Here is a 14,992-nt window from a genome sequence, read left to right as displayed (position 1 = left end):
AAAATATTGGACGCAAAATGCTGTACACAGTGATCTCCCAAGGAGAGGAGATCGGTCTTGTCTACAGAGAAAACGAACAAGGCATTGCCCATCATGGCCGAGGCCGACATCGCGATCGCTCGCATCGCCCCGGAGACGAGCTTCAAGAATAAGGCCTATGAGGCCTTGAAAGAAGCCATTCTGAAGATGGACATCTACGCCTCGCCCGAGCCCGTGATGCTCGACGAGCGCGCGCTTTCCGAACGCCTCGGTGTCAGCCGCACGCCGATCCGCGAAGCGATCGCGATGCTCGAGCAGGACGGCTTCGTGAAGACCGTGCCGCGCCGTGGCATCGTCGTGGTGCGCCGGACGAAGAGCGAGATCGTCGACATGATCCGCGCCTGGGCGGCGCTGGAGAGCATGGCCGCGCGCCTCATCACCACGATCGCGCGCAAGAAGGACATCACGGCGCTGCGCGACTACTTCAAGGATTTCGGCAAGGACCGGCCGCCGCAGGAGCACATCGAGGAATATTCCAAGGCGAACATCGCGTTTCATCAGGCGCTGATCTCGCTGTCGGAGTCGCCGGTGCTGGTCGACATGACCAACGACATTCTGCTCCATGTGCGCGGCTATCGCCAGCTCACGATCGGCCGCACCGATCGTATCGCGGCGTCCCTGCCCGAGCACCTCGCGATTATCGAGGCGCTGGAGGAACGCAACACCGAGCTCGCCGAAAAGCGCGCCCGTGATCACACGCTGGGTCTCGCGACTTACGTCGAGACGCACGGCCAGGAACTATTCAGCTAACCGTTCAAACAGAAGACGCGGAATGCGCCTTCATACACGACCAGGGAGAGAGGCGCATGCCGCAGACAGCCATGAAGACCGAGGCGGAGACCCACGAGGAACTGACGGACGGCTTCCATCTCGTCATCGACGCGATGAAGCTGAACGGGATCGACACGATCTACAACGTTCCGGGGATTCCGATCACCGACCTCGGCCGCATGGCGCAGGCTGAAGGCATCCGCGTGCTCTCCTTCCGCCACGAGCAGAACGCCGGCTACGCCGCCGCGATCGCCGGCTTCCTCACCAAGAAGCCGGGCGTCTGCCTCACCGTGTCGGCGCCGGGCTTCCTCAACGGCCTCACGGCGCTGGCGCACGCGACGACCAACTGCTTCCCGATGATCCTGGTCTCCGGCTCGTCCGAGCGCGAGATCGTCGACCTGCAGCAGGGTGACTATGAGGAGATGGATCAGCTCGCGATCGCCAAGCCGCTGTGCAAGGCGGCGTTCCGCGTGCTGCACGCCCAGGACATCGGCATCGGCTTCGCCCGCGCGATCCGCGCCGCGGTCTCGGGCCGTCCCGGCGGCGTCTATCTCGATCTGCCGGCCAAACTGTTCGGCCAGGTGATGAACGCGCAGGCCGGCACGGCCTCGCTGGTGAAGGTGATCGATCCGGCTCCGGCGCAGATCCCCTCCCCCGACTCGGTCAAGCGCGCGCTCGATGTGCTCAAGAGCGCCAAGCGTCCGCTGATCATCCTCGGCAAGGGCGCGGCTTATGCGCAGGCTGACGAGGCGATCAAGAATTTCGTCGAGAAGAGCGGCGTGCCGTTCCTGCCGATGAGCATGGCCAAGGGCCTGCTGCCCGATCTGCATCCGCAATGCGCAGGTGCGGCGCGCTCGACGGTGCTGAAGGATTCCGACGTCGTCATGCTGATCGGCGCGCGCCTCAACTGGCTGTTGTCGCACGGCAAGGGCAAGAGCTGGGGCGATCAACCGAAGAAGTTCATCCAGGTCGACATCGAGCCGAAGGAGATGGACTCCAACGTCGAGATCGCGGCCCCCGTGGTCGGCGACATCGGATCGGTCGTCACGGCCTTCTCCGAGGCGATGGGCAGCAGCTGGACCAAGGCGCCGGCCGAGTGGCTGAGCGCGGTGCAGAAGAAGCGCGAGGACAACGTCGCCAAGATGGCGCCGCGGCTGATGAACAACAACTCGCCGATGGACTATCACGGCGCGCTCGGCGTGCTCCGCACCATCATCAAGGAGCGTCCCGACGCGATCCTGGTCAACGAGGGCGCCAACACGCTCGACCTCGCCCGCGGCGTGATCGACATGTACCAGCCGCGCAAGCGCTTGGACGTCGGCACCTGGGGCGTGATGGGCATCGGCATGGGCTCGGCGATCGCCGCCGCCGTCGAGACCGGTAAGCCGGTGCTGGCGATCGAGGGCGACTCAGCCTTCGGCTTCTCCGGCATGGAGGTCGAGACCATCTGCCGCTACAATCTGCCGGTCTGCGTCGTCATCTTCAACAATGACGGCATCTATCGCGGCACCGACCAGAATTCGGCAGGGTCAGATCCGGCGACCACCGTGTTCGTCAAGGGCGCGCGCTACGACAAGATGATGGAAGCCTTCGGCGGCGTCGGCGTCAACGCGACGAGCCCCGACGAGCTGAAGCGCGCCGTGAACGAAGCGATGGATTCCGGCAAGCCGACCTTGATCAACGCCGTGATCGATCCCGCCGCGGGTTCGGAGAGCGGCCGTATCGGCAACCTCAATCCGCAGAGCGTGCTGACCAAGAAGAAGTAAGGCCACCCACATCACCTGCCCGCCGATGCGGGATGACCATTCGATACGGAGAGGAACAACATGACCAAGGCGCTCGAGGGCGTTCGCATTCTCGACTTCACCCACGTCCAATCCGGACCGACCTGCACGCAGCTGCTGGCCTGGTTCGGCGCCGACGTGATCAAGGTCGAGCGTCCGGGCGTGGGTGACATCACCCGCGGCCAGCTGCAGGACATTCCGAACGTGGACAGCCTCTATTTCACGATGCTGAACCACAACAAGCGGTCGATCACGCTCGACACCAAGAACCCGAAGGGCAAAGAGGTTCTCACCGAGCTGATCAAGAAGTGCGACGTGCTGGTCGAGAATTTCGGCCCCGGCGTGCTCGATCGCATGGGCTTCCCCTGGGAGAAGATCCAGGCGATCAACCCGAAGATGATCGTCGCCTCGATCAAGGGCTTTGGCCCCGGCCCCTACGAGGACTGCAAGGTCTACGAGAACGTCGCGCAGTGCACCGGCGGCGCCGCCTCGACCACCGGCTTCCGTGACGGCCTGCCGCTGGTCACCGGCGCGCAGATCGGCGATTCCGGCACCGGCCTGCATCTGGCGCTCGGCATCGTCACCGCGCTCTATCAGCGCACCCACACCGGCAAGGGCCAGCGCGTCACGGCCGCGATGCAGGACGGCGTGCTCAACCTCTGCCGCGTCAAGCTGCGCGACCAGCAGCGCCTCGATCACGGTCCGCTCAAGGAATACAGCCAGTTCGGCGAGGGCGTGCCGTTCGGCGACGCCGTGCCGCGCGCCGGCAACGATTCCGGCGGTGGCCAGCCCGGCCGCATCCTGAAGTGCAAGGGCTGGGAAACCGACCCGAACGCCTACATCTACTTCATCACCCAGGCTCCGGTCTGGGAGAAGATCTGCGACGTGATCGGCGAGCCGACCTGGAAGACCGATCCGAACTACGCCAAGCCCGCCGCCCGCCTGCCGCGCCTGAACGAGATCTTCGGCCGCATCGAGCAGTGGACCATGACCAAGACCAAGTTCGAGGCCATGGACATCCTGAACGAGTTCGACATCCCCTGCGGTCCCATTCTCTCGATGAAGGAGATCGCCGAGGACGAGTCGCTGCGCAAGACCGGCACCCTGGTCGAGGTCGACCACCCGACCCGCGGCAAGTATCTCTCGGTCGGCAACCCGATCAAGCTGTCGGACAGCCCGGCCGACGTCACCCGCTCTCCCCTGCTCGGCGAGCACACCGACGAGATCCTCCGCCAGGTGCTGGGGTTCAGCGACCACCAGGTCGCCGAAATCCACGACTCCGGCGCGCTCGATCCGCCGCGGAAGGAAGCGGCGGAGTAAGGCGGGCATTTAGCGCCAGAGAAGACGGGCGCGGCGCAATCGCCGCTGTACCTGTCCCCCATCACCATCAAGCCGCCGGCACCACACCGGCGGCTTTTTAATTCTGATGCATCCGGACTTGTTTCCGACCGCTGGACCGCTGGTCCGTTCAAAGGACGGCGATGCCGCGCAGGATCGGACATGATGAAAGGGATGGTGTGCGTCTCCAACGGCCACAACCGCCCGCGAGGACACCACACACTCTCCCCGCTCGTCATTCCGGGGCACCCGCAGGGCGAGCCCGGAATCCATACGCATTGTCTGAGTTCGTGGCACCAACGGCCGCGCCGGCAGATTGGCTTGGTCGCGTCAGGAGCTATCTGCTCGACCGCACCGGCACCCCGGGGATTCAGTGACAGTGCACAGAGCTCCTCGAACGCGCAGAAGACGGCTATCTTTGTCGAGACCCGGCGCGTCGCGGGTGCTGGTTCGCACTAAGCGGCACGGTGGCGGAGAACGGAGGGGGTTGCGGGTCCGGAACGAGGTTGTTGAAGTCGGCGAGGCAGATCTCGTCCCGCGTCTTTGTCGCCGCGCATATGAGCTTGCCATGAGCCGTATAGATCAATCTTCCCCGTTGATCTCGGCCGGTCCACTCGACTCCGGCAATTTCGCTCGTCGAGCAATGTAAGGGAGCGAGATCGTTCTCCCTGGCGAAGCTCGTGTCAGAGGCGATGAAGCTAATGTCGAGCCCAGCACCCAGATGATCTGGATGTGCGGCGACCGGGTAAAATCTGAGCACGGCACTTCGATTGTCGGTGAAGCGGCCGCCTCCGCCGTATGTCGTGCCCTGGGGCCACAGCCCAAGCGCATGAAGCCAGGGCGTCCGGCTAATCGCGCTCCACGCATCCGTGTAACCGGTTCGCAGATTGCGTCCCTGGTGGATGAACGACAGAAGCAGTTCACCGTCAGGCGACAGATCGCATTTTTCCGGATAGATGCGCCCTTTCAGCCATGCGCCCGGATAGAACTGGTCGGTCTTCGTGTTCCAGCGGATGACATGAAACCAGGCCGACGGCCCCCGACGAAAGATGACAGCCTCATGTGCTTCCCGCGCAAAGATCACAAACAGACGGATCGTGTCCCGTGGCGTGGTGTAGCTCGCGGTGGGTCACCGCGTTCGCCGGCGAGAGCCGGGCTGGTCAGCTGGCGATAGCCTGAAGGCTGACGGTAGGATCATCGCTCATCGGTGCGATGGTTTCCAGTGTCACATAGCGGGCTCGCTGGACGGCCCATTCGTCGTTTTGTTCGAGCAGGATCGCGCCGATGAGGCGGACGATGGCATCCTCATTTGGGAAGATGCCGACCACCTCGGTGCGCCGCTTGATCTCTCCGTTGAGACGCTCGATCGGATTGGTGGAGTGCAACTTGGTCCGGTGCTGGGGCGGGAACGTCATGTAGGCGAGTACGTCGGTCTCGGCCTCGTCGAGGAAGCCGGCCAGCTTGGGCAGCTTGGGGCGGAGCTGATCGGCGACCTTGCGCCACTGCGTTTTTGCGGCATCGGCATCGTCCTGGGCGAACGCGGTGGCGATGAAAGCGGAGACCACGCGGCGCCCGCTCTTTCCGGCATGGGCCAGCGCGTTGCGCATGAAGTGGACGCGGCAGCGCTGCCAGCTGGCGTTGAGCACCTTGGCGACGGTGGCCTTGATGCCCTCGTGGGCGTCGGACACGACGAGCTTGACGCCGCGCAGGCCGCGGCGGGCGAGCTTGCGCAAGAACGCGGTCCAGAACGTCTCGGCTTCGGAGGGGCCGACGTCCATGCCGAGAACCTCGCGCCGGCCGTCGCTGTTGACACCGACTGCGACGATCACCGCCACCGACACGATGCGCCCGTTCTGGCGCACCTTCACGTAGGTGGCGTCGATCCACAGATACGGCCAGTCGCCCTCGATCGGACGGCCGAGGAAGGCCTTCACCTTGTCATCGATCTCACCGCACAGCCGGCTCACTTGGCTCTTCGAGATGCCGGTCATGCCCATGGCCTGCACCAGGTCATCCACCGAGCGGGTTGAAACGCCTTGCACATAGGCTTCCTGGACCACGGCGGTGAGCGCCTTCTCGGCCATCCGGCGCGGCTCTAAGAAGCCCGGGAAATAGGAGCCCTTGCGCAGCTTGGGAATACGCAGTTCGACCGTACCGGCCCGGGTCTCCCAGGTCCGGTCGCGGTAGCCGTTGCGCTGGGCCAGACGCTCGGGGGTCTTCTCGCCGTAGCCTGCTCCGGTCTGGCTTTCGACCTCCAGCTCCATCAGGCGCTGGGCGGCAAAGCCGATCATCTCGCGCAACAAATCCGCATCAGGGGTCTTCTCCACGAGTGTTCGCAGGTTCATCATGTCGTCGGTCATCGGTGGGTCCTCGGTTGCGTTGGCGTGTCGCAACCCGATCCTACCGGAGAACTGCCGATGACCACCGCAAAGCCGCCCGCCCGCTACGGCGCTACGTGACAGCGCGCGTCCGGGCGGCTTTGCTCTACCGAGCTACACCACCACCGGGGACACGACCAACAGACGAGGGGCGATCTTTTTGTCAGCCACGTTGGCACCGAAGGTACAAGCCAAAACATTCATCAGATTAGCGTTGCCTCAAGCAACAGCAAGGTCCGGGTTCAGAATGGCATCAGATCTTTTCCGAACCTTAGCGACGAAATCCCGTACATCATCCCGCGCCGCATGCCGGTCGATTCCGGGAAAGCCGGCCCAGCGGAATGCGAGGCGCAGATAATCGAGGAACGGCAACCGGTGTCGCTCGCCGGAGAACAGCGGGTCGGCACCGAGATATGGCACCAGGATCCAATATGGGGATCCAGTGCTGTCACTGAATTCCCCACCAGACTGGATTGCAAGCGCGCCGGCGATTTTGACGGCTTTACGCCACAGCAGCATCTTGCTTCCTATCGGCGCTACTACGGGCTGGCCTCCTGAGACCTCCCCGGGGTTATGGAAAGCTGTCGTCTGCTCGGCGCCTTTACAAACCGAACGGGATAGCGCCAAATGGCTGAAGCTTTCGAGGTGAATGCGGACGGAGTGCGGATCGTGATCACACGGACAGCACGACACCTGATTTTACGCCTCGTCGTAGCCGCGATGACCCCGACCGTTGGTCACGCCTTCGCGCAGTACGCATTTCCAGCGCCGCTGCCCGGGCAGACCGCCGCCCCTCCGCGGGTCGACAGCGCGCCGGCGGTCGCTGACGGCGCTTCGGATGTCTGCAACGGATTTTTTCCCTTGCGCGCAGAGGCAGAGCGGCGTGGCCGGTTGATCATGGCCGCCGCCGAGCGCCGCGCAACGCCGCAAGACGCCTGTGAACTTATTCGCGGTTTCTCTGAGGCCGAACTCAAAATGATCGAATATGTCGAAGCTCATTCGACCGATTGCAGAATTCCGCCTGACGTCGCGGGCATGCTCAAGGCTGGCCACGAGAAAACCGAGACGTTGCAGACCAGAGTCTGCACGATCGCGCAGTCGAGCAACCCAGGTCTGGGCGACGTGCTAGGGCCACCCAAAAGAGATCCGGCTGGACCAGTTGGCGATTTCTGGATGCTTCGATAGTGCCCCACCAAGCCTGGCGTGGCGCGAGGTATCGAGCGCCGAGTCCACCGAGCGTTGTCAGGCGAGATACTCCACCAGCGTGTGATCCTCGCCCTCGAGCTCGGCGTCGATGATCTCTGCGATCACGCTCCAGTCACCCTTGGCCAAGCCCGCACCGATCTTGGGATAGCCGATGCGGCGTTCGGGAAATTGAAGCTTCACTTCCTTCATGACCGCTCCGACGGCCGCGTAGTCGACGAGAACGCCGGGACCGCGCCAGTGGAATTGCGTATAGCCGTTGACGATCGTGAGGTGCTGGCCGCCACGCAGGACGGTCGCCGCCGAAATGGATCCCAACTTTTCACGGCTGCCCTTCGGCGTCGCCAGATCGGCCGCATAGGCCTCGGGAAAGATGTCCTTGACGCTCTTCGCGATTCCCGCCCCCATCGTGCACTGGCAATTGCAACCGTGCACGATCACATCAAAATGCCCGTCGAGCGCGAGCTTGATGAGGTCGCCCTTGATGATCTTCATCGAGATCAACTCCTCTCCGGCTTGCGTTGATGTCAGAATATGCAAACGTTCAGTGTGCTGGTTCGCTCTTTTCTCCTTTCCCTTACAAGGCAAAACCCGCTTTGATCCAGACGAAAGAACATGATCGTGGACGAAGGCGAACGAACCAAATTTGGCGAGTGGCAGGACAAGCTTCTTGCTGACTTCGCGAAGCTTGCGCCGGGCGAAGACGAACTGCTTGCATCCTTCAAGCAACTGGCAATGGAAACTTATGGCGCGTTGACGCAACACGGCCTTCGATGCATGCCTTGGACGACATGGCCCGAAAGCGCAGCCTTCTTTCGTTGTTCGAGTGACCTGGCTGGCATCGTTCCCGAGACGTGCCTTGAGCGATGGCGCCAATGGGAGCTGGGATACCCTGAGCTTCTCGCGCGTCATCCTCGGCTCGAGCTGCGCAATCTTATGCAAACCATCAGCGAAAGGATGAATGCGTCGAGTTGGCCGTACGGTTACGAATGGGCCATTGAAGCCTGGATTGCTGGGGGCGATCCTGACCGAGCCGCGTTCGGAGACCGCGTCTTGTTCGAGCGCCTCGCCGAGTTGCACACCAGGTTGGGCGGCTGGCTCTACTTGGATGATGATTACAATGTCGTCTTTGAGACCTTCGCCGAATTTCGCCAGACTGGACGCCGCCGCGAGAAGGAGCGCGAGGACCAAATCCGCGTAGACAGGGCACGTTATGAAGCCGCGCTGCACTGGCCAAGGAACCGCGCCTCCAGCGGCAATCGATCAGAATAGCGACCAGCACCCCGACGTCGGGCGCTGTCGCCGCTGCGCATCGAAGTCGACAACGAGTTCGGAGCCGTCGCAAACTGCTCTCTGCTCATCTTCGAGATGACAAGGAGCGCCTTCCGACTCTCCGGCAGTTGAATGGCCTACCTGCCGAAAATCCCGCCCACCACGCGGTGCATCGCGCCGCCGATCGCGCCAATCGGACCTCCGGCATTGCGAGACTGCCGCGTCCGGCCCCCCGCGTGACGGCGGGCTTGGCGGTCGGATCTGCCTGCCTCGGTGGCCGCATTCATCAGCGCCTTGTGCTGGGCGGGGTTGAGGTAGCCGGTCGCGGGGTAGCCGCGCTCCTCCTGCCAACGCGTGATTGCCGCCCGCGTCTGGTCGTCCAACGTGCCGTTGGCCTTGGTGTCGAAGCCGAGCCGGGTCAGGCCGCGCTGCACGGCACGGCGCTTCGCCTTGGTGAGGCCGATCTGATTCTCGGTCTGCTGGTTTGCTTCTTGTGCGGCTACCGGGGGATCGGCGGACTCGGTCGCCTCACGCGGCGAGCTGCTCAGACCGGCGTTCGCGACGTCAGCGCTCGCGACGGCTGTCAGGATGGACATTGCCAGGATCAAGGCGCGCATGGCTCTTCCTTCGCCCTCAAATCTGCCGATAGTTTGTTCCATCCTGAGACGGCCCGACGAAATGAAATGATCGCTTCCCGGCACCGCCCAGCTTTGCCGCAATTAACGGCGTTCCGTCCGCCAGAGTTCCCACCCGTTGCGCGGATTGTGCGATCGCGCCGTACCGGTCACATCCGTTCCGCGTTACCTTTTAATCCTGCGTTGGGCGGCGCTTTCCGTATGACAATGCCGGTTTCGATAAGGAATCCCAATTGTGACATAGGTGCTGCAGCGCAAAAATCTCATATCGCTATGCAATATCCGTTATTGTATCTGGCATCTGGTATACGTAGATTCTCCTCAGTCAGAACGTCATATCGCCACTGAAGGAGACAAACCATGGCCAAGACCGTCGCCCTCCCCCTCGTCAACTCGGTGTCCCTGTTCGGCCGCTTCCTGGCCGCCCTCGATCGCCTGCTCATGGTCAGCGCCCGCGCCGCCAACCGCAACGGCGACCTGCCCTATTTCGGCCTCTGAGCCCGGCGCCTCCCGCGCCCCATCTGTACGACCCAATCAAAAGCCCCGGATCCCGGGGCTTTTTGCTTTTGTGACCGAACCCGATGGCTGCGACAAATTGGCTCCGCAGGCGCACCAGCCCATCTCCTCAATTGCGGTCGGCCGCTTTCTCATACCAAAATCAAATTGGTCGATTGGCAATCGGCAAACTCCTGGAGCGTGCTGTTGCTCGCTGGTGCACCTAACAGGCGTGCGCGCGCCGGGAGAAAGCCGACGAGCGTGACGGCGTCGAAGCTCGGGATGATTGAGGAATGAGACGGATCGCGACCTGGTAAGCGGCTCGGAAGAAGCGGCGAAGGTCCGAGATTGAAGGGGAGAAAGCGTCGATGAAGCGTTTTGTGCGCGGTGCCTTCGCGGCTGGGGTGGCCTTGGCCGCAGGCAGCATTCCGGCTCTCGCGGGCTGGGAGCCGGTCCGGCCGGTCGAGTTCATCGTTCCCGCGGGCACCGGCGGCGGCGCCGACCAGATGGCGCGGACGATCCAGGGCATCGTCACCAAGCACAATCTGATGAAGCAGCCGCTGGTCGTGATCAACAAGTCCGGCGGCGCGGGCGGCGAAGGCTTTCTCGACGTCAAGGGCTCGGCCGGCAACCCGCACAAGATCATCATCACGCTGTCGAACCTGTTCACGACGCCGCTCGCCACCGGCATCCCCTTCAGCTGGAAGGACCTCACACCCGTCGCGATGCTGGCGCTCGACGAGTTCGTGCTGTGGGTGAATGCCGACAAGTCCTACGCGACGGCCAAGGACTATATCGATGCGGTCAAGCAGGCCGGCGGCACCTTGAAGATGGGCGGCACCGGCTCGAAGCAGGAAGATCAGATCATCACGGTCGCCATGGAAAAGGCCACCGGCGCGAAGTTCACCTACATCCCCTACAAAGGCGGCGGCGAAGTCGCGGTGCAGCTCGTCGGCAACCACGTCGATTCCACTGTCAACAACCCGATCGAGGCGGTGGCGCAATGGCGCGGCGGCAAGGTGCGGCCGCTCTGCGTGTTCGACGCCAAGCCGATGGGCTATGACGAGCCGATCACCGACGGAAGGGCCTGGAAGGATATTCCGACCTGCAAGTCGCAGGGGCTCGACATCGAGTACCTGATGCTGCGCGGCATCTTCATGTCGCCGCGCGCCACCAAGGACCAGGTCGAGTATTATGTCGAGCTGTTCAAGAAGGTGCGGGAGACGCCGGACTGGCAGGACTTCATGAAGACCGGCGCTTTCAACACCACCTTCATGACCGGCGCCGACTACGCCAAATGGGTCGAGACGGAGGAGAAGCGGCACGAGACCCTGATGAAGGAAGCCGGCTTCCTGGCGTCCAACTGAGCGGCACGCATGAGCAGTCAGGGACGATCCGCCGGCCCGAGCCATAAGGCGGTCGAGCTCGGAGTCACGCTCGCCATCGCGCTGTTCGGGATCATCGTGATCATCGGCAGCGTGAAGGCGGGAATCAACTGGGGCGCCGAGGGGCCGCGCGCGGGCTTCTTCCCGTTCTATGTCGGCCTGTTCATCGTCGTGTCGAGCGCGATGAATGTTCGCAATGCGCTGCGCGAGGATGACGGCGGACTGTTCGCCGAATGGACGCAGCTGCGGCAGGTCATGAGCGTGGTGGTGCCGACCGCGATCTATGTCGGCGCCCTGCCCTTCACCGGAATCTACCTCGCATCCATGGTCTTCATCGCCTGGTTCATGCGCTGGCTGGGCAAGTATGGCTGGCTCACGGTCGCGGCGGTGGCGATCGGGATGCCGGTCGTCACCTATCTGATCTTCGAGCGCTGGTTCATGGTCCCCTTGCCCAAGGGACCGGTCGAGGAATGGCTCGGGCTCTAACAACAAAAATCATCGGCTAGGGGTTGCAGGACGCGCCGGCATGGAAGAACTCGCCAATCTGTTTCACGGCTTCGCCGTCGCGCTGCAACCCTTCAATATCATGGTGATGATCCTCGGCATCGTGCTCGGGGTGATCATCGGCGTGCTGCCGGGACTCGGCGGCGCCAACGGCGTGGCGATCCTGCTGCCGCTGACCTTCAGCATGCCGCCGACCTCGGCGATCATCATGCTGTCCTGCATCTACTGGGGCGCGCTGTTCGGCGGCGCGATCACGTCCATCTTGTTCAACATCCCCGGCGAGCCATGGTCGGTCGCGACGACATTCGACGGCTACCCGATGGCGCAGCAGGGCAAGGCCGGCGAGGCGTTGACGGCCGCCTTCACATCCTCCTTCGTCGGTGCGCTGTTCGCGGTCGTGATGATCACCCTGGTCGCGCCTCTGGTGGCGAGCTTCGCGCTGCAATTCGGCCCGGCCGAGAAGTTCGCGGTGTACTTCCTCGCCTTCTGCAGCTTCGTCGGCTTGAGCAAGGAACCGCCGTTCAAGACCATCGCGGCAATGATGATCGGTTTTGCGCTGGCCGCCGTCGGCCTCGATTCCATCACCGGACAACTACGGCTGACCTTCGGCATCACCGAGCTGCTCAACGGTTTCGACTTCCTGATCGCCGTGATCGGCCTGTTCGGCATCGGCGAGATCCTGCTGACGATGGAGGAAGGCCTGAGCTTCCGCGGCGGCAACGCGAAGATCAACCTGCGGGTCGTGCTGCACACCTGGAAGGAGATGCCCGCCTACTGGCTGACCTCGCTGCGCTCCTGCCTGATCGGCTGCTGGATGGGCATCACGCCGGCGGGCGCGACGCCGGCCTCGTTCATGAGCTATGGCATCGCCAAGCGCCTCTCCAAGCGCGGCAAGAATTTCGGACATGGCGAGATCGAGGGCGTGGTCGCGCCGGAGACGGCGGCCCATGCCGCGGGCACAGCAGCCTTGCTGCCGATGCTGTCACTCGGCGTCCCCGGCTCGCCGACCGCGGCCGTGCTGCTCGGCGGCCTGCTGATCTGGGGCCTGCAGCCGGGTCCGATGCTGTTCGTCGAACAGAAGGAGTTCGTCTGGGGCCTGATCGCCTCGATGTATCTCGGCAACCTCGCCGGCCTGCTGGTCGTGCTGACTTGCGTCCCCGTGTTCGCGGCGATCCTGCGCATTCCCTTCAGCATCATCGCACCGCTCATCCTCGTGCTCTGTGCGATCGGCGCGTATTCGGTGCATAGCAGCACGTTCGACGTCGTGCTGATGCTGGTGTTCGGGGTGCTCGGCTATTTGTTCAAGAAGTGCGGCTACCCGCTCGCGCCGCTGGTACTCGCCATCGTGCTCGGCGACAAGGCCGAGGAGGCCTTCCGCCAGTCGCTGCTGGGATCCCAGGGATCCCTGGCCGTGTTCTTCTCCAACGGGCTGGTCGGCACCATCATGGCGCTGGGACTGATTGCGCTGTTCTGGTCTCCCCTCAACCAGGGATGGAGCCGGTTGCGCGCGGCGGCCGCTTAAAGCAGACGTTAATCCGATAGTTGATCTACAATTCTCCGCTGCCGCGTCGTATTGTCGCTGCAGCGATTTGCCTTGCTATTGCAGGTGTTTTTCGACCGGCTTCGCAGTGCAAGAGCACCGGCTCCGCGGAAATCAGCTTGTCTATTGGCATATGTTATACCAAACTCCGCTTAGCTGTTAGGACAAAAATAGACAGCCTGGAGGAAGCATGACGGACTTGGCTCACGCGGGGGCGCCCGCATCTGCAAGAGTAAGCGATGCCTATCGCTGGACGCAGCTGGTGGTCGGCGTCTTGGCGATGGTGATGATCGCCAACTACCAATACGGTTGGACCTTCTTCGTCCCTGATATCGCCAAGACGTTCGGCTGGGATCGCGCCTCGATCCAGTGGGCCTTCACCTTGTTCGTGCTGTTCGAGACCTGGCTGGTGCCGGTCGAAGGCTGGTTCGTCGACAAATACGGCCCGCGGATCGTCGTGCTCGTCGGCGGTATCCTCTGCGCCATCGGCTGGATGATCAACGCCTACGCCACCTCGCTCAACGGCTACTACCTCGGCATGATCATCGCGGGCATCGGCGCCGGCGGCGTCTACGGCACCTGCGTCGGCAACGCGCTGAAGTGGTTCCCCGACAAGCGCGGCCTCGCGGCCGGCATCACGGCGGCCGGCTTCGGCGCGGGCTCGGCGCTGACCGTCGCGCCGATCCAGGCCATGATCCGTGACTCCGGCTTCCAGACCACCTTCCTGTATTTCGGTCTCGGCCAGGGCATCATCATCGTCATCCTCGCCTTCTTCCTGTTCGCTCCGAAGGAAGGCCAGGTGCCTGCGGTCGCTCAGAACACGAACCTGGTGCAGAGCCGCCGCAACTACAATCCGACCGAGGTGCTGCGCCAGCCGATCTTCTGGCTGATGTACTTCATGTTCGTCATCGTCGGCGCCGGCGGCCTGATGGTCACCGCGAATCTGAAGCCGATCGCCGGCGACTGGAAGGTCGACAACATCCCGGTGACCTTGATCGGCATGACCATGACGGCCGTGACTTTCGCGGCGACGATCGACCGCGTGCTGAACGGCCTGACGCGTCCGTTCTTCGGCTGGATCTCCGACAATATCGGCCGCGAGAATACGATGTTCATCGCCTTCGGCATGGAAGGCATCGGCATCTGGGCGCTCTACATGCTGGGCCATGATCCGGTGTGGTTCGTGATCCTCTCCGGCTTCGTGTTCTTCGCCTGGGGTGAGATCTACTCGCTGTTCCCGTCGACCTGCACCGACACCTTCGGCACCAAGTTCGCGACCACCAATGCCGGCCTGCTCTACACCGCCAAGGGCACCGCCGCGCTGCTGGTACCGATCGCCAACTACATGCAGCAGTCATCGGGCGATTGGGACCGCGTCTTCATCATCGCGGCCGGCGCGAACATCCTGGCCTCGATCCTCTCGATCGCGGTGCTCAAGCCCTGGCGCAAGGTCGTGGTGGAGAAGTCGATGCTGCAATAGGTGCGGCTTCGCAGCGCAGCAAAAATAAAATAGAACGATTCCACGCAAGCGACGCTCGGCATTTTGCCGAGCGTTTTCTTTTGCTTGGCCGACCAAACCCGCCTCGCTGCAAAGCAGCATGTCGCACCCGGTGTCGCAGGCCATATTGCGGACTGGAATATATTATAC

Annotated in this window: 15 protein-coding genes; 10 read left to right on the top strand and 5 right to left on the bottom strand. The window is 63.0% G+C overall.

Annotated features, from left to right (window positions below; genetic code table 11):
* The first annotated feature begins 93 nt into the window (after positions 1-93).
* From BRAD285_RS10060 to frc, 3 genes are read left to right on the top strand one after another with little or no spacing between them, the layout of a single operon-like run.
* A complete protein-coding gene (locus tag BRAD285_RS10060) occupies positions 94-789 on the top strand; it encodes a GntR family transcriptional regulator (RefSeq protein WP_371259368.1) in 696 nt (231 codons plus the stop codon).
* A gap of 56 nt (positions 790-845) precedes the next feature.
* Entirely contained in the window at positions 846-2,576 is a 1,731-nt protein-coding gene (gene oxc / locus BRAD285_RS10055; protein ID WP_006610671.1) for an oxalyl-CoA decarboxylase, read from the top strand.
* Between the two features lie 60 nt (positions 2,577-2,636).
* Entirely contained in the window at positions 2,637-3,914 is a 1,278-nt protein-coding gene (frc, locus tag BRAD285_RS10050; RefSeq protein WP_006610672.1) for a formyl-CoA transferase, read from the top strand.
* A 430-nt stretch (positions 3,915-4,344) separates the two neighbouring features.
* Here the strand turns inward: frc and BRAD285_RS10045 are convergent, their stop codons facing one another.
* From BRAD285_RS10045 to BRAD285_RS35730, 3 genes are all read right to left on the bottom strand, one after another.
* Positions 4,345-5,016: a hypothetical protein gene (locus tag BRAD285_RS10045; RefSeq protein WP_006610673.1), complete on the bottom strand. Its 672-nt coding sequence runs from the start codon at positions 5,014-5,016 to the stop codon at positions 4,345-4,347.
* A gap of 76 nt (positions 5,017-5,092) precedes the next feature.
* Positions 5,093-6,292, bottom strand: a complete 1,200-nt coding sequence (locus tag BRAD285_RS10040) for an IS256 family transposase (RefSeq protein ID WP_035648604.1) — start codon at positions 6,290-6,292, stop codon at positions 5,093-5,095.
* A gap of 237 nt (positions 6,293-6,529) precedes the next feature.
* Positions 6,530-6,829 carry a hypothetical protein gene (locus BRAD285_RS35730; RefSeq protein ID WP_172889755.1) on the bottom strand — a complete coding sequence of 100 codons (300 nt, stop codon included), beginning with the start codon at positions 6,827-6,829 and terminating at the stop codon, positions 6,530-6,532.
* A gap of 108 nt (positions 6,830-6,937) precedes the next feature.
* Between BRAD285_RS35730 and BRAD285_RS10030 the strand changes: the two genes are divergently transcribed.
* Positions 6,938-7,495, top strand: a complete 558-nt coding sequence (locus BRAD285_RS10030; RefSeq protein ID WP_244422081.1) for a hypothetical protein — start codon at positions 6,938-6,940, stop codon at positions 7,493-7,495.
* 57 nt (positions 7,496-7,552) lie between these two features.
* Here BRAD285_RS10030 and BRAD285_RS10025 read toward each other — a convergent pair whose 3' ends face one another.
* Entirely contained in the window at positions 7,553-8,008 is a 456-nt protein-coding gene (locus BRAD285_RS10025; protein ID WP_006610117.1) for a hypothetical protein, read from the bottom strand.
* Positions 8,009-8,128: 120 nt separating this feature from the next.
* Here BRAD285_RS10025 and BRAD285_RS10020 point away from each other — a divergent pair, with 120 nt between their 5' ends.
* On the top strand, positions 8,129-8,785 hold the full coding sequence (locus BRAD285_RS10020; protein WP_006610118.1) for a hypothetical protein: 657 nt from the start codon (positions 8,129-8,131) through the stop codon (positions 8,783-8,785).
* Positions 8,786-8,922: 137 nt separating this feature from the next.
* Here the strand turns inward: BRAD285_RS10020 and BRAD285_RS10015 are convergent, their stop codons facing one another.
* The gene (locus BRAD285_RS10015; RefSeq protein ID WP_006610119.1) at positions 8,923-9,402 is read right to left on the bottom strand and encodes a peptidoglycan-binding domain-containing protein; all 480 of its coding nucleotides are present in this window, start codon (positions 9,400-9,402) and stop codon (positions 8,923-8,925) included.
* Between the two features lie 378 nt (positions 9,403-9,780).
* On the opposite strand from BRAD285_RS10015, the gene BRAD285_RS35325 reads away from it, so the two are divergent.
* The 5 genes from BRAD285_RS35325 (at position 9,781) to oxlT (ending at position 14,824) form a co-directional block, all read left to right on the top strand.
* Positions 9,781-9,918, top strand: a complete 138-nt coding sequence (locus BRAD285_RS35325) for a hypothetical protein (RefSeq protein WP_157681677.1) — start codon at positions 9,781-9,783, stop codon at positions 9,916-9,918.
* Positions 9,919-10,283: 365 nt separating this feature from the next.
* Positions 10,284-11,282 (top strand): tripartite tricarboxylate transporter substrate binding protein, encoded by a 999-nt coding sequence (locus tag BRAD285_RS10010; protein WP_006610120.1) that lies wholly within the window; start codon positions 10,284-10,286, stop codon positions 11,280-11,282.
* A gap of 9 nt (positions 11,283-11,291) precedes the next feature.
* Positions 11,292-11,786 (top strand): tripartite tricarboxylate transporter TctB family protein, encoded by a 495-nt coding sequence (locus BRAD285_RS10005; protein WP_006610121.1) that lies wholly within the window; start codon positions 11,292-11,294, stop codon positions 11,784-11,786.
* Between the two features lie 40 nt (positions 11,787-11,826).
* Positions 11,827-13,326 (top strand): tripartite tricarboxylate transporter permease, encoded by a 1,500-nt coding sequence (locus BRAD285_RS10000; RefSeq protein ID WP_006610122.1) that lies wholly within the window; start codon positions 11,827-11,829, stop codon positions 13,324-13,326.
* Positions 13,327-13,534: 208 nt separating this feature from the next.
* Positions 13,535-14,824, top strand: coding sequence for an oxalate/formate MFS antiporter (oxlT, locus tag BRAD285_RS09995; protein ID WP_006610123.1), 1,290 nt, complete (start codon positions 13,535-13,537; stop codon positions 14,822-14,824).
* Positions 14,825-14,992 lie beyond the last annotated feature (168 nt).

Origin of the sequence: Bradyrhizobium sp. ORS 285 (assembly GCF_900176205.1) — a bacterium.
Classification (GTDB): Bacteria; Pseudomonadota; Alphaproteobacteria; order Rhizobiales; family Xanthobacteraceae; genus Bradyrhizobium.
This window is presented reverse-complemented; position numbering and strand designations above follow the sequence as displayed.